The sequence below is a fragment of the Orbaceae bacterium lpD02 genome, from assembly GCA_036251875.1.
Classification (GTDB): Bacteria; Pseudomonadota; Gammaproteobacteria; order Enterobacterales; family Orbaceae; genus Orbus; species Orbus sturtevantii.
The window spans coordinates 2,521,216-2,535,583 of the sequence record CP133960.1 but is presented as its reverse complement, the minus strand read 5'-3'; the positions used below and the strand labels follow the sequence as shown (position 1 = coordinate 2,535,583).

The window sequence follows — 14,368 nt, the reverse complement described above, 5'->3', positions numbered from 1 at the left end:
AAAGTTGCGCCTAATAGACAATCTGAATTAGCCTAAAGATTAGGACAGAGTAACGAAGTCACTTTTTAATTTATGAATTTCATCTCTAAGCACCCCCGCTCTTTCAAATTCTAGATTTTTAGCTGCGTCATACATCATTACTTCTAGCTCTTTAATTCTAGTCTGAACGTCTTTTATTGACACATATTCGTAATTTTTACCTGGCTCAAACATTTTAACTTTGCTGGTTGATTTTTTGGTACTTAATCCCGCTTCTAGAATATCTTGAATCTGTTTTTTCACTGACGTCGGGGTTATATGATGTAGTTGATTAAAATCTTGTTGTTTAGCTCTACGTCTAGCGGTTTCATCTATAGTATGTTGCATTGCTGGGGTTATTTTGTCGGCATATAAAATTGCTTTGCCATTTACATTACGGGCTGCCCGTCCTACCGTCTGAATAAGTGAACTCGTTGAGCGTAAAAAGCCTTCTCTATCCGCATCTAGAATCGCTACCAAAGAGACTTCTGGTATATCAAGCCCTTCCCTTAATAAGTTAATGCCCACTAACACATCAACCTCGCCTAAACGTAAATCACGAATAATTTCCATTCGTTCGACGGTATTAATATCCGAATGTAGATATTTTACTTTAATATCATGTTCAGAAAAGTAATCAGTCAAATTTTCAGCCATTCGCTTAGTTAGAGTCGTAACGAGTACTCGCTCACCTAATTGCATACGCTGTTTTATTTCTGAAAGTAGATCATCAACTTGTGTCGCTACCGGCCTAACTTCAATGGTCGGGTCAAGCAAGCCCGTTGGTCTAACGACTTGCTCAATGATTTCATTACCTGATTTCTCAATTTCGTATTTTGCAGGAGTTGCTGAAACATAAATGGTCTGAGGCATAATTTTTTCAAATTCAGTAAACTTTAATGGTCGATTATCTAAGGCTGACGGTAGGCGAAAACCATATTCAACTAAGTTAAGCTTACGTGAGCGGTCACCATTATACATAGCGCCTATTTGTGGAACACCAACATGTGATTCGTCGATAAATAATAATCCATCTGCGGGAAGATAATCGAATAATGTTGCGGGTGGCTCCCCTGCCTGACGCTGAGCTAAGTAACGTGAATAGTTTTCGATACCAGAGCAATAACCCAGCTCTGACATCATTTCAATATCAAATAGTGTGCGCTGGGTTAAGCGTTGTTCTTCCAATAACCTATTTTCACTTAACAAAACTTTCTGTCTTTCAGCTAACTCTTGTTTTATTTGAGCAACTGCATTATCTAAAATATTACGAGGAGTCGCATAATGCGTTTTTGGGTAAACCGTAATACGAGAAACTTCATTTGCAGCACTGCCAGTCAAAGGATCAAATAAGACTATTTTTTCAACTTCATCATCAAATAATTCAACTCTAACCGCTAAAGTGTCTGAATCTGCGGGAAAAATATCAATGACATCACCACGAACGCGAAATGTACCTCGATTAAAACCAATATCATTGCGTTTATATTGCATTTCGGCTAAACGGGTTAGAATCGAACGCTGATCTGTAATAGTGCCCTTGGTTAAATGAAGAATCATTGCCATATAGGTTTCTGGCGCACCTAAGCCATAAATAGCTGAGACTGATGCGACAATAACCACATCTCGTCTTTCTAACAGAGATTTTGTTGCTGATAGGCGCATTTGTTCAATGTGTTCATTAATAGAGGCGTCTTTTTCAATAAAGGTATCTGTCGAAGGCACATATGACTCAGGTTGATAATAATCATAATATGAAACAAAATACTCCACCGCATTATCAGGAAAAAATGCTTTCATTTCACCATACAATTGCGCGGCTAAAGTCTTATTTGGTGCAAGGATAACTGTTGGGCGATTGTGTGTAGCAATAACATTTGCCATCGTAAATGTTTTTCCCGATCCTGTCACCCCTAGTAAAGTTTGATGAGCAATCCCGTCTTCCAAATTCTGATTAATTTTTCTGATCGCCTCTGGCTGATCCCCTGCTGGTTTAAACTCAGAACATAATTTAAAATTTCGCATATTCTAATACTCATCTCGGTTATATAATTATTACCAATTAATAAAATTTATCCCCAAAAAGACTTGACCTTTTGAATTTATTTATTTTTGACCCAACTATTAAAAAAACAGATTAATCATCTCAAAAAAACAGGCTTGATTTATTTTAACACAATGATTAATAATACTTTATTATTTTATGCTTACTATCTAAGCAAACTAGAATAAAGCTAGCTATTTCCAACTATTAGCCCTATTTTAAAGAAACTATTCACAAAGTTACCCACAGGCATCGGGGATAACTTTATTAATTTTGCTACCCCCAACTTTTCCAATAGCTTAGGCTGATAAGCGGGTTTTAAAACGAGCCATCAGTAACAATGAAATAATTTTTTTCCCTATTTTTATTTGCTAGTTTGATAGCAATTCCCTAACAACCCTCTGATAATACTTTTATGTCATATTTATAACTATTGTCTTGTGCATGAACAAATATTAATCTATGGGTTATGCAAGATGGTGCATCCTCTACATGGTGAGATACAAACAATAGCTGACTATAACCCTTTTGAATCAATAAATCGATCCAGCGCTTTACTAGCTCTCGATTCAGTTGGTCAAGCCCTTGTAAGGGTTCATCTAATATTAATAAAGTAGGATGTTTAATTAAAGCTCGGGTGATTAAGAGTAAACGTTGTTGTCCCCAAGATAAAGATTGGAAAGGCTGATTTGCCTGTTCGCTAAGATTAAGTAAGGCTAACCACTCATCTGCCAATTTACGCTGGTTATCGCTTGTTGCACAATAAACGCCTATCGAATCAAAATAGCCTGATAATAAGACATTTTTCACGCTAATATTTACTCGGTACTCAAGGTGCAAGCTGCTGCTCACATAACCGATATGTTTTTTAATATCCCAAATGGTCTCCCCTGAACCGCGTTTACGACCAAATAATGTTAAATCATTGCTATATCCTTGCGGATGATCACCGGTAATTAAACTTAATAGCGTCGACTTTCCTGCACCATTGGGACCGATTATTTGCCAATTCTCTTTCGCATTTACCCGCCAGTTTAAGTCATTTATAATTGGTTTTTCATTATATTGCACATACCCATGATTTAAAACAACTCTAGGCAGGTCATCTGGTAGTTGAACAGGTTGTTCATCTGGTTCAGGTAAATTCACGCAATTTAATGATTCGATATTGGCAAGATCTTTTATTACCTCATCTCGCAATATTGCCGTACGGTTACCAACCTTAACGAGTTGACATTCTGCAATTACCCCTACGACTTGAACAAAGCCAGGAATGTCATTAAATCGATTGAGCACTAAAACCAGTGTTATCCCTTGTTTAGATAACTCCTCTAACAACAACGTAAGCTGCTGGCGAGAGTCAATATCTAAGCCATCGAACGGCTCATCAAGAATTAATAAGTCAGGTGTTAACATTAACGTTCGACATAGTAATGCTTTTCTGGTTTCACCTGTTGATAAATATTTAAAGCGCCGATTGAGTAAATGTTCAATCCCAAACTGCTTTGCTAATTTTTGACATAAGTCATTATTATTTATCTGTTCTTGAATGATCTCAGCCGTTGTTAGCCCTGTATCATCTTCACCTTCACTAAGTAGGTCGGTATTATTTTTTTTCCACTCCTCATCAACAAGTTTCTGTAATAATTCAAACGAGATATGAGCAATACGAGCAAAATGATTATTGGCATTACCAGATAGTAATCGTTGTTCGTTAGCCAGCGCTTTAGAAAGTGTTGATTTCCCACTACCATTACTCCCAACAAAAGCCAAACACTCGCCTTTTTTTACTATTAAATGGGGAATAAGAAAAGTCATATAGTCACTAATTTTATATTTAGCATTTTCAATTTCTATCATATCAATATCCATTTTTTAATTATCTACCACTTACTAAACAGTTCAAAATACAAGTTTAGTGATTAAATTGAAAACTTAACGTAACCAAAAAGAGACCTAAAACAGACCCGATAACTAGCTTCAATTAATTTATATAAGCAGCCAATACCGTTTATACAAATTAGGTAATTTATGCTAAAATACAATAATTATAGTCCAATTAAAATAACATGTTATGAAAAAGATATTCCCTATTTTAAAAAAAATTTATGCAATTTTAATCATTCTTACCGCTATAATTATTTGCTCTGGTTCAGTTGGTTTTTCAATTTTTGCCGTTATCTCTTTTAGCTTTTATATTTCATTAACGTTATTTTTTATATTTCTTACACGCCAGAGCATTTTACCACTAATTGTATCCAGCTCACTAATCATATGCTTGCAATTACTTAATCAGATTAAAGTGCATTTTTATAAAGAAAGGTTATTCTTTGCTGATTTTTATGTCGCAATCGACCCTGAAAACTTTTCTACTCTGATACATTATCCAAGTGCATTAATTTTTTTATTAGCGCTAGTAGCATTTTTAGTGATTAATTTTTGGGTTTTCTGGTCAAAAAAACGAATTAGCTATAAGCTGCAATTTGTTTGTCTTATCTTCTCGGTAGCCTCACTCTCTGCAGCTATTTATATTAGTCAGCAAGATGATACTAATCGGCTATGGCAACAATTTTTACCCAAAGGGCGAGGAACCATTGCTAATCTTTTTATTTCATCTAATCAAATGACTTATGAACCTCCCTGCTACAGTCGCTCATCAGACTATTTCTTAGAAAAATCATCGGCAATTGAGAATGACATCGATAATGCAAAGCAAAACCCTCATAAAAAACCAGACATTGTTGTTTTTTTACAAGAATCAACCGTAAACCCACAATTATTTAATATTCAATCAAATAATTTACCTCATTATGATATGTTCTCTGAACCAAATAGCAACTTGATGAGAGTACAAACATTTGGAGGAGGAACTTGGTTGACTGAGTTTGCTATACTCACTGGCCTAAACAGTAATGATTTCTCTTTTCGTAAAAATTCTGTTTATTATGCAGTAGCTCCTCATGTGCAAACAAGTTTATTTAAAGAATTAAATGAAAATGGTTATTATACCGTTGTCCTTTCTCCTATGGCGTACGGTAACTATAATGCAGGCCCGTCGTATACATCATTTGGTATGCAACAATTTTTTATGCCACAGGATTTAGGCTATCAGGCAGATAAAAATGAAAATTTATGGAAAATACCAACCAAAGATCTACTCGATAAAGTGAAAACTATTCTAGAGACTTATACCGATAAGCCGCTCTTTATTTTTGTCTTATCAATGAATGAGCATGGCCCTTATGATCCAAATCATGCCGATGACTATCAGTTAGGCCAAGATATCGCGGATTCTCAATTTGTTGGCAGACTAAATGATTATTTGAATAGAATAGAGTCTCTCAATTCAGCCACACAAGACTTCAATAACTATATAAAACAAAGAGAGAATCCAACACTATTCGTTTATTTTGGCGACCACCAACCGAATTTAAGCTGGCATGGTGATTATAAAACAAAACTCAAACAAGCCGATTTCCTTACTCAGTATACCTTATCAACCAACTATCCGACCAAGGTTGAACACAATGAGCTTACTGATGCATCGTTGATTGGTGGTCTTATTTTAGAAAAATCTGGCGTGCAATATTCTGATTTTTATAAAGCCAATATTGCGATGCGATATTTATGCGGAGGTAAATTAAATGATTGTGAAGATCAAAAATTAGTAGAAAGTTACAAACATTATATTTACCAAGACCTAAAAGATGCCGGAAGCGCAACAAAGCATTAACATTGATTGTTAATGCTTTACCTATTCATCGGCCCTTAATGATATTTCTCCACCAATATAGGGAGTTATTTTTCCGTCTTGTTCGAGCAATAGCGCACCATGCGGATTAATTCCCCTACAAATGCCTTTAATAATGTTGGTATCATCAATAATTAGTTTTACTGAGCGATTAATAAAATTATCAATTGGCGCCCACTCAGCAAAAAATGCAGCGAAGCCTTTTTTTTCAAAACACCCTAATGCTTCTCGTAGAGAGAATAATAAATGGGCTACAAGTAAATTTCTATCAATTTTGCCTAAATTAGACCAAGCTTGATTAACGACATGTTGATCAGGAGCATGCATATTTAGATTTATGCCAACCCCGATAACAACATGAGCTACATCACCTGTTTTAGCAGAAATCTCGACTAAAATACCTGCTAATTTTTTATCATTGAGATAAAGATCATTAGGCCATTTTACCTTAATATCTTGACCAGAGAGTTTACGTAAAACGTTAGCAACCACCATGCCAATAACTAAGCTTAACCCCATCACTGCAGCTAATCCTTGTGCTAATCGCCAATACATTGATAAATATAGGTTACTACCAAACGGTGAAAACCATTGCCGCCCTCTACGTCCTCTTCCTGCTTGTTGATATTCAGCAACACATGCTGATCCTGATGATAACTTATTTATTTTATTTAATAAATATTGATTGGTTGAACCAATAATGGGAATAACATCCAGTCCGATTGGCTGCGCTGAATATTTTTGATAGTATTTAGCAATTTTGTCATATTTTAGTAGATCCAATGAATAAATAAGTTGATAGCCTTGTTCTGTGGTTAGCGCGATCCCCCATTGTCGAATTAATTCGATATGCTCATTGATGCCAGCGCAGGTAGTGCCCAAAATAGCGGCCAGCTCTTTGCTTGAATAGACTTGCCCATCAGATAATAAATCAATAATTTTGAGGGGATTAGAAAGATCCTGCATAACGAGGTTTCCTATTTTTTATTAAATTTTTTAATAATAGCCAAACAAAATAAAGAGACACAATAACAAAACAGACAAATAGATAGTGGTTACCTAATTTATCCATTACTAATGCAATTATTGCGGGTGCAATAAGGCTGCCTAATGTATTGACTAATAGCATGGTTTGATTCATTAATACAATATCTTGCTTTCTAACGGTTTCACAGGCCCAAGCCATTGAAATGGGATAAACGGTGTAAACTGTTGCCCCAAGAATAATAATTGCAAACGCCGGAAATACATTAGCAATCAACATAAGACAAGCGATTATAATAATTACCATTTCAAGTAAAAGTAACACTGGTTTACCATATTTATCAACAAACCATCCAGCAGGAAATTGAGCAATAACCCCCGAGGCAATAAGTAAAATCATCCAATCAGCGACTTGACTATCGTTGTAACCTAGATGCGCGTAGTAAGCCGGCAATAGCGAATAAATTGAACCTATTATCATGCCCGCAATGATACAGCCGACTAAACCTAATCTTGCTTGTTTATGTACTAACATCGGCATAAGGTTCAACGAATTTTTTTTCTTTTTAGGCAGCTTATAATGCGTTAATAGGATAAATAAAATCGCTAATGCCATCAATGTTGAGATAACTAAACCAAAATATAAAACATTACTGGGAAAATAACGTAACAGCGCCTGACCGAATACTGTACCTAAGTAATAAGTTGTCATATAAACCGCTAACATTTTACTTCTTGTTCTCACCGTTCCAGTTATAAGGATACAACTTTCGACAATAACCCATGTTACCGCACAAGCAATTCCTATAATAAATCGCCAAAATGACCAACTATAAAAATCAATTGAAAAGCTTAGCCCTAATGTTGCGAGCGCAAATAAAATACAGACATAACTATAAGTTCGCTTAGCATTAAATTTACCAATAATCCAATTTGCCACAATAGTACCAACCAAATTACCGATAAAATAACTCGAACCAACCATGCCAATTTGCCAAACAGGAAATTGGTTATGTACAAGCCAAAGTGGCACTTGAGTATTGAGTGCTGAAAGAGAAATTGTTACAAATAACAAACTTGTTAACAAAATCGGGAAAGAGTAAGAACGCGCGCCCATCTAACTATCTCTTAATATAAATAACATTGGTTTCACCAATAATAACTTAATTGATAGTAATTTACCTTTAGTTATTATTAAATAAAGCATTAAGATAACAATACATTAGGCTTTATTTCTCCATGCTTGCCTATAAATCGAATTTCGGGTGATAAGCTGATATTAAATTTTTGTTGTACCGTATTTATTACCAAATGAGCTAAATCAATGACATCTTGTGCAATTGCATTGCCATTATTAACCAAAACTAAAGCCTGCTTGTCATGCACCGCTGCGCCTCCGACTTTCTTACCTTTTAAACCACATTGTTCAATTAACCAACCTGCGGCAACTTTAATACATCCATTCGCTTGAGGATACGACGGCATACTTGGGTAACATTTAATTAAAATATCATATTGAATTTGATCTATAACCGGATTTTTAAAAAAACTACCCGCATTTCCAAGTACTTTAGGATCAGGAAGCTTAGCTCGGCGAACTTCTGAAACCTTATCGAAAATAGCCCTAGCAGTAACAGTACTCGGATCAAAATTTTTCAGTTCGCCATAATCAAGAATGGGTTGCCACTGTTTAGCTATTTTTAAACCAACATGAACAATAACAAATCCTTCAAGGTATTGCGATTTAAAGATGCTTTCGCGATAGCTATATTTGCCATCCGTAACACGAATAAGCTTACCCGTTGCTAATTCTAGCAATTCAATATAATCAGAAAATTTTTCAAACTCTACGCCGTAAGCACCTATATTTTGGATCGGAGCAGAGCCAACACAGCCCGGAATTAACGCTAAATTTTCAAGTCCAGGCATATTATTATCAATTAAGTACCGGACTAGTTGATGCCAGATTTCGCCTGCACCAACCTTAATCAACCAATAATGTTCGTTCTCAGTAACCGTTATCGCTTTAATTCGATTAATAATAATAATACCGCCAAAATCTTCAGTGAAAAGCGTATTACTGCCCTCGCCTAAAACTAAAATAGGTAAATTTTTACTCGTCGCTTGCTCATAGCAATCAAGCAGTTGCTGTATAGAATTGACCGTTATCACATCATTGGCATATACAGGTAAATTAAATGTGTTTGGAATCAATTTTTTCATTTATTACTTCTTCTTAAACGCTGCTGCAAAGGCATTACCCATCGCATTATTTGCCGCAGCCTGGGAGGACTTCGCATTCAGGCTTCGGTTCTCTTTTCGTCCTTGTTCGCTATCTTTCGAGCTAATAGCAGGATCGTCTAGTCGCATTGATAAGGCAATACGTTTACGGGCAATCTCAACTTCAATAACCTTTACCTTAACAATATCTCCAGTTTTAACCACAGTTCTAGGATCTTCAATAAACTTATCTGAGAGTGCTGAAATATGAACTAAACCATCTTGATGGACACCAATGTCAACAAAGGCACCAAAATTGGTTACATTTGTTACCGTCCCTTCTAAAATCATACCGATTTTAAGATCATCCATCGTTTCCACATTTTCTGTAAACTGTGCGGTTTTAAATTCGGGCCGAGGATCTCGCCCTGGTTTATCCAGTTCTTTAATAATATCAGTTACGGTAGGTAAACCAAATTCAGCATTAGTGTAATCCACCGCTTTTAAGGATTTAAGTAAATTAGAGTCACCCATAACTTCTTTTAACGGTTTATTGACTGTCGCGAGAATTCTCTCTACTACGGGGTAAGCTTCTGGGTGAACGGCAGAAGCATCAAGCGGATTTTTGCCATTTATAATACGTAAAAAACCTGCACACTGTTCAAAGGCTTTTGGCCCCAAACGGGAGACTTTTAATAACTGCTTCCGATCACTAAATTGACCATTTTCATTACGATAGTCTACAATATTTTGTGCAATAATTTTATTCAAACCCGCGATTCGCGATAATAACATAACCGACGCCGTATTAAGGTTTACGCCGACTGCGTTCACACAATCTTCAACAACCGCATCAAGTTTTTTGGCTAGCAATGTTTGGCTTACGTCATGTTGATATTGACCAACCCCAATTGATTTGGGATCAATTTTAACTAATTCAGCTAATGGATCTTGTAAACGGCGAGCAATTGACACTGCACCACGAATAGAAACATCCAAGTCAGGAAATTCTTGTGCTGCTAACTCGGAGGCAGAATAAACAGAGGCTCCAGCTTCACTAACAATAACTTTTTGCCCTTTAACATCTTGGTATTTTTTTTGTAATTCGATGAAGAACCGTTCTGTTTCACGCGATGCGGTACCATTACCAATAGCAACAAGTTCAACTTGATATTTAATACATAATGCAGCGATAATCATGGCAGCTTTGTCTGCCTGCCCCGTATGGGGATAAATTGTTTCGGTAGCGACAAGTTTACCTGTAGCGTCAACAACGGCAATCTTAACTCCTGTTCGCAAGCCAGGATCCATGCCCACCGTGACTTTCATACCAGCCGGGGCAGCCATTAGCATATCATGTAAATTTGCCGCAAAGACATTGATCGCTTCCTCTTCCGCGCGCTCTCGCAAAGTGGTCATTAATTCCGTTTCCATGTGCATTAAAATTTTAATGCGCCACGTCCAATTAATTACCGCTTTACGCCATTTATCTGCTGGTTCATTATTAAAATAAACACCAAGGTGTTCGGTTATAATATGTTCGCAGTAACTCTCTTTTGGGGGTTCTTCTGATAGCGGATCGGCATTAAGCGATAGCTGTAAAATACTTTCATTCCGACCACGGAACATGGCTAAAGCACGATGAGACGGTACTTTAGCTATTAGCTCATGATGGTCAAAATAGTCACGAAATTTAGCCCCTTCTTGCTCTTTCTCTGGATTAACACGAGCAACAAGATGAGCATTATTCCATAAATAATGACGAACTTTAGCCAGTAATGCGGCATCTTCGGCAAAGCGCTCCATTAAAATATAACGAGCACCATCTAGCGCCGATTTATTATCCTCAATACCTTTATCTGGATTAAGATATTTACTTGCTTCAATTTCAGGGTCTAGCTGAGCGTTTTGCCACAGTTCATCCGCTAAAGGCTCAAGTCCAGCTTCGATAGCAATTTGACCTCGAGTACGGCGTTTAGGTTTATAAGGTAAGTAGAGATCTTCTAACTCGGTCTTATTTAATGTGGTTATAATACTTTTTTCTAGCTCAGTCGTTAATTTGCCTTGTTCTGCAATTGATTTTAAAATAGTTTGCTTACGGTCATCAAGTTCGCGCAAATAATTTAATCGGCTATCCAATGTACGTAACTGGGTATCATCAAGCCCACCTGTAGCTTCTTTACGATAACGAGCAATAAATGGGACGGTGCTACCTTCATCAAGTAAGGTGACAGCAGCTAAAACTTGTTCGGTTTTAACATTAAGCTCAGCTGCGATGATATGGTTAATTTGAAGATTTATCATAAACACTTATCTTATATTAATGGAATCAAAATAAATAATTTCAATTATGGCAAGGCGTAATTATATAACAATAGTCAATTATTTGACACTCGATCGTGCATTAAAATATCTTCAATAAGTGCATTATTTATTTTTGCGACAAAGATAGCATTTTATTGTTAAGTACATAATTCTATTAATGTAAATTTTTGTTTAAATATAAATTACTTACAAATCAGTTATTGACCTTTTGGTAATAATTTGCCAATGTAGTAAGTAAGAGTTTAATCTGTTAATTATTATTTGTTAGCAAATATAGAGGAGATCAATTATGACTTTAAGTATTACTAGTAAACAAATGGATATAACACCAGCAATTAGAAGCTACATTGAAGAAAAATTTGCTAAACTCGACAAATGGCGTGCTCAATTAATCAACCCACATTTTATTTTATCAAAAGAGCCTGATGGTTTTATCATCGATGCCACTATTGCCACTAAAGGTTCTCCTCTCGTTGCATCAGCAAAACATGATGATATGTATACCGCAGTAAATGATTTAGTAAGCAAACTCGAAAAACAATTAAATAAATTACTCCATAAACCAGAAGCTAGACGCGCATCGGAAAGCATAAAAGATCATATACCGTCAGAATAATATTCTTCTAGGCAAAAGCACCTAATCAATGGTGCTTTTATCATCTATGCGATTTTAGTTTTTAGCAAAAATCTCATTATCAGCAAAAAAATAAGCAATTTCACGCTCAGCCGATTCAGTAGAGTCAGAACCATGGACTGCATTTTCAGTCACATTATCGGCAAAATCATAACGCAGTGTACCTGCTAATGCTTTCGATGGATCGGTCGCACCCATAATTTCTCGATAGCGGCTAATTGCTCCATCACCTTCTAATACTTGAACAACTACAGGACCAGAAGTAATAAAAGTAATCAACCGTTCAAAAAATACCTTTCCTTTATGCTCTGCATAAAAACCTTCCGCTTGTTCTCGCGTCAAATGGATCATTTTCATCGCAATAATATTAAATCTTGCTTGTACTAATCTAGATTGAATCACGCCTATCAAATTTTTTTTCACTGCATTAGGCTTAATTATTGATAATGTTTGCTCAATACTCATAATTTATCCCTCAATATATGATACTTAATAAAAGTATTCTATCAATTTGTCCTGTTTCGTCCAATGATAAATGAGCCGTCTATTTGTGATTAAGACTAATTTAATTACAACTTATTGAATCTTAATGCTCTAATATTAACTAAAAGAGGGTGATTTTAATAAAAACATGGTTAAAATATGCGGTATAAATTCTATTATCAATAAAAAATACCATGCCTTCGAAAATAATTGCCGTATTATGCTTACTGTGTTTTTTGCCTAATAATGCTTATGCTGCCAGTTTTGATGCAACAACATTATCTTTGGGTTGGGGAACGCCGTTTATTGGAATTTTATTATCAATTGCGCTTTTGCCACTGCTATTACCAACAATTTGGCATAATCACTATGGTAAAATTACAGCAGTTTGGACACTTTTATTTATCATTCCTTTTGCTACTGCCTTTGGTATTAGCTCGACAACCACTCTTGTGGCACACGCAATTTTTGAAGAATATATTCCATTTATTTTACTTTTACTCGCTTTATTCACCGTTTCTGGTGGTATTTTTATCCAAGGAAACTTCGAAGGCACACCGAAATTTAATGTCTTGCTACTCATTACAGGTACACTATTAGCATCCGTAATGGGAACAACAGGTGCCGCAATGCTAATGATTAGACCTATAATTAGGGCAAATTCTAATCGACCAAATAAAGTACATGTCATTATTTTTTTTATTTTTTTGGTTGCAAATGTCGGGGGAGGCTTAACGCCACTTGGTGATCCACCATTATTTATCGGCTTTTTAAAAGGGGTCAATTTTTTTTGGACGCTATCACATATGCTTTTACCAGTTTTATTAACAACTTTTTTATTGTTAATTATCTTTTACTACATTGATAGTTATTATTACAAACGGCAAGCAAAAATTACTCATCAGCATGTAACCTTAGCGCATACAATCAAAATTTATGGCAAGCAGAATATTAGTCTATTAGTGGCGATTATCTCGACTGTATTATTATCAGGTATCTGGCAATCAGATATCAATCTGATGCTTTTAGATACAAATCTAGCATTACAAAATATAATCCGAGATCTATTATTTATTATCATAACAATAATTTCAGTGGCTATTACCCCTAAACACGTACGCTTGGCTAATCAATTTAATTGGCAGCCGATTATAGAGGTAGCAAAGCTTTTTATCGCAATTTTTATTACTATTGTCCCCGTTCTCGCAATTTTACGCGCAGGCAATGACGGCCATTTATCCTCAATCGTGTCGCTAGTAACTAATGACAAAGGTGAACCAATTAATACCATGTATTTTTGGCTAAGTGGGGTATTATCAGGTTTTTTAGATAATGCACCGACCTACTTAGTCTTCTTCAATCTTGCATCTGGCGACGCTAATATTTTGATGGGAGAATTACATACGACGTTGTTAGCTATCTCAATGGGATCGGTATTTATGGGAGCATTAACCTACATAGGTAATGCACCTAATTTTATGGTTAGAAGCATTGCCATACAAAATGATATTAATATGCCTAGCTTCTTTGGCTATATGAAATGGTCGATAAGTATATTAATACCAGTATTTCTGATCAATACTTTAATCTTTTTCATACTTTAACTAATTTATCTAACTCTTCGATTAAAGAGAGAAGTTTGGCGGTATCCTCTCGCTCTTTTAAGGTTTCTTCAAAATAAGGGTATAATATAAAATTGCGAGGAAGAGGCGCCTTGGCATCAATCAACGCCCGTATTCTAGGAATAAATATCCACTGTAACCATTCATGGGATGTCATCATATCAAGCGCAAAAGGCTGCTCACTCAAAAACGCCTCAGCTTTAGGTGGTAAACTTTGCCATAGCAAAGTTAAGTGCATTTCGTGTTCGATATCTTTCAGTATTTTTAAAATCGTAGAATTAAACTGG

Annotated in this window: 11 protein-coding genes; 3 read left to right on the top strand and 8 right to left on the bottom strand. The window is 35.8% G+C overall.

All coding sequences use genetic code 11. The annotated features are described in order from the left end of the window. Nucleotides 1–39: 39 nt before the first annotated feature. Nucleotides 40–2,043, bottom strand: coding sequence for an excinuclease ABC subunit UvrB (gene uvrB / locus RHO12_11150; protein WVD65910.1), 2,004 nt, complete (start codon nt 2,041–2,043; stop codon nt 40–42). A 409-nt stretch (nt 2,044–2,452) separates the two neighbouring features. Beyond that, on the bottom strand, nt 2,453–3,922 hold the full coding sequence (modF, locus tag RHO12_11145; protein ID WVD65909.1) for a molybdate ABC transporter ATP-binding protein ModF: 1,470 nt from the start codon (nt 3,920–3,922) through the stop codon (nt 2,453–2,455). Nucleotides 3,923–4,136: 214 nt separating this feature from the next. Between modF and RHO12_11140 the strand changes: the two genes are divergently transcribed. Then, nucleotides 4,137–5,795: an LTA synthase family protein gene (locus RHO12_11140; protein WVD65908.1), complete on the top strand. Its 1,659-nt coding sequence runs from the start codon at nt 4,137–4,139 to the stop codon at nt 5,793–5,795. Nucleotides 5,796–5,816: 21 nt separating this feature from the next. On the opposite strand, the gene birA is transcribed toward RHO12_11140, so the two are convergent. The 4 genes from birA to RHO12_11120 form a co-directional block, all read right to left on the bottom strand. Next, complete coding sequence (gene birA / locus RHO12_11135) at nt 5,817–6,779, bottom strand: bifunctional biotin--[acetyl-CoA-carboxylase] ligase/biotin operon repressor BirA (GenBank protein WVD65907.1); 963 nt, start codon at nt 6,777–6,779, stop codon at nt 5,817–5,819. After that, complete coding sequence (locus tag RHO12_11130) at nt 6,763–7,914, bottom strand: MFS transporter (protein ID WVD65906.1); 1,152 nt, start codon at nt 7,912–7,914, stop codon at nt 6,763–6,765. Before RHO12_11130 ends, birA begins: the two co-directional genes overlap by 17 nt. Nucleotides 7,915–8,003: 89 nt before the next feature. Further along, entirely contained in the window at nt 8,004–9,020 is a 1,017-nt protein-coding gene (gene murB, locus RHO12_11125; GenBank protein ID WVD65905.1) for a UDP-N-acetylmuramate dehydrogenase, read from the bottom strand. Between the two features lie 3 nt (nt 9,021–9,023). Further along, nucleotides 9,024–11,321 carry a Tex family protein gene (locus RHO12_11120; GenBank protein ID WVD65904.1) on the bottom strand — a complete coding sequence of 766 codons (2,298 nt, stop codon included), beginning with the start codon at nt 11,319–11,321 and terminating at the stop codon, nt 9,024–9,026. A 310-nt stretch (nt 11,322–11,631) separates the two neighbouring features. Between RHO12_11120 and raiA the strand changes: the two genes are divergently transcribed. Next, nucleotides 11,632–11,958 carry a ribosome-associated translation inhibitor RaiA gene (raiA, locus tag RHO12_11115; protein ID WVD65903.1) on the top strand — a complete coding sequence of 109 codons (327 nt, stop codon included), beginning with the start codon at nt 11,632–11,634 and terminating at the stop codon, nt 11,956–11,958. Nucleotides 11,959–12,012: 54 nt separating this feature from the next. Here the strand turns inward: raiA and ndk are convergent, their stop codons facing one another. Next, the gene (gene ndk / locus RHO12_11110) at nt 12,013–12,441 is read right to left on the bottom strand and encodes a nucleoside-diphosphate kinase (GenBank protein ID WVD65902.1); all 429 of its coding nucleotides are present in this window, start codon (nt 12,439–12,441) and stop codon (nt 12,013–12,015) included. 212 nt (nt 12,442–12,653) lie between these two features. On the opposite strand from ndk, the gene RHO12_11105 reads away from it, so the two are divergent. Beyond that, entirely contained in the window at nt 12,654–14,063 is a 1,410-nt protein-coding gene (locus RHO12_11105; protein WVD65901.1) for a sodium:proton antiporter, read from the top strand. Here RHO12_11105 and RHO12_11100 read toward each other — a convergent pair. Next, nucleotides 14,053–14,319 (bottom strand): YqcC family protein, encoded by a 267-nt coding sequence (locus tag RHO12_11100; GenBank protein ID WVD65900.1) that lies wholly within the window; start codon nt 14,317–14,319, stop codon nt 14,053–14,055. The two genes, RHO12_11105 and RHO12_11100, sit on opposite strands and share 11 nt — an antisense overlap. Nucleotides 14,320–14,368 lie beyond the last annotated feature (49 nt).

What these genes read in the sequence shown, in the direction of transcription:
- uvrB (WVD65910.1), bottom strand. Translation starts at nt 2,043, where the DNA reads ATGCGAAATTTTAAATTATGTTCTGAGTTTAAACCAGCAGGGGATCAG.
- modF (WVD65909.1), bottom strand. Translation starts at nt 3,922, where the DNA reads ATGATAGAAATTGAAAATGCTAAATATAAAATTAGTGACTATATGACT.
- RHO12_11140 (WVD65908.1), top strand. Translation starts at nt 4,137, where the DNA reads ATGAAAAAGATATTCCCTATTTTAAAAAAAATTTATGCAATTTTAATC.
- birA (WVD65907.1), bottom strand. Translation starts at nt 6,779, where the DNA reads ATGCAGGATCTTTCTAATCCCCTCAAAATTATTGATTTATTATCTGAT.
- RHO12_11130 (WVD65906.1), bottom strand. Translation starts at nt 7,914, where the DNA reads ATGGGCGCGCGTTCTTACTCTTTCCCGATTTTGTTAACAAGTTTGTTA.
- murB (WVD65905.1), bottom strand. Translation starts at nt 9,020, where the DNA reads ATGAAAAAATTGATTCCAAACACATTTAATTTACCTGTATATGCCAAT.
- RHO12_11120 (WVD65904.1), bottom strand. Translation starts at nt 11,321, where the DNA reads ATGATAAATCTTCAAATTAACCATATCATCGCAGCTGAGCTTAATGTT.
- raiA (WVD65903.1), top strand. Translation starts at nt 11,632, where the DNA reads ATGACTTTAAGTATTACTAGTAAACAAATGGATATAACACCAGCAATT.
- ndk (WVD65902.1), bottom strand. Translation starts at nt 12,441, where the DNA reads ATGAGTATTGAGCAAACATTATCAATAATTAAGCCTAATGCAGTGAAA.
- RHO12_11105 (WVD65901.1), top strand. Translation starts at nt 12,654, where the DNA reads ATGCCTTCGAAAATAATTGCCGTATTATGCTTACTGTGTTTTTTGCCT.
- RHO12_11100 (WVD65900.1), bottom strand. Translation starts at nt 14,319, where the DNA reads ATGCACTTAACTTTGCTATGGCAAAGTTTACCACCTAAAGCTGAGGCG.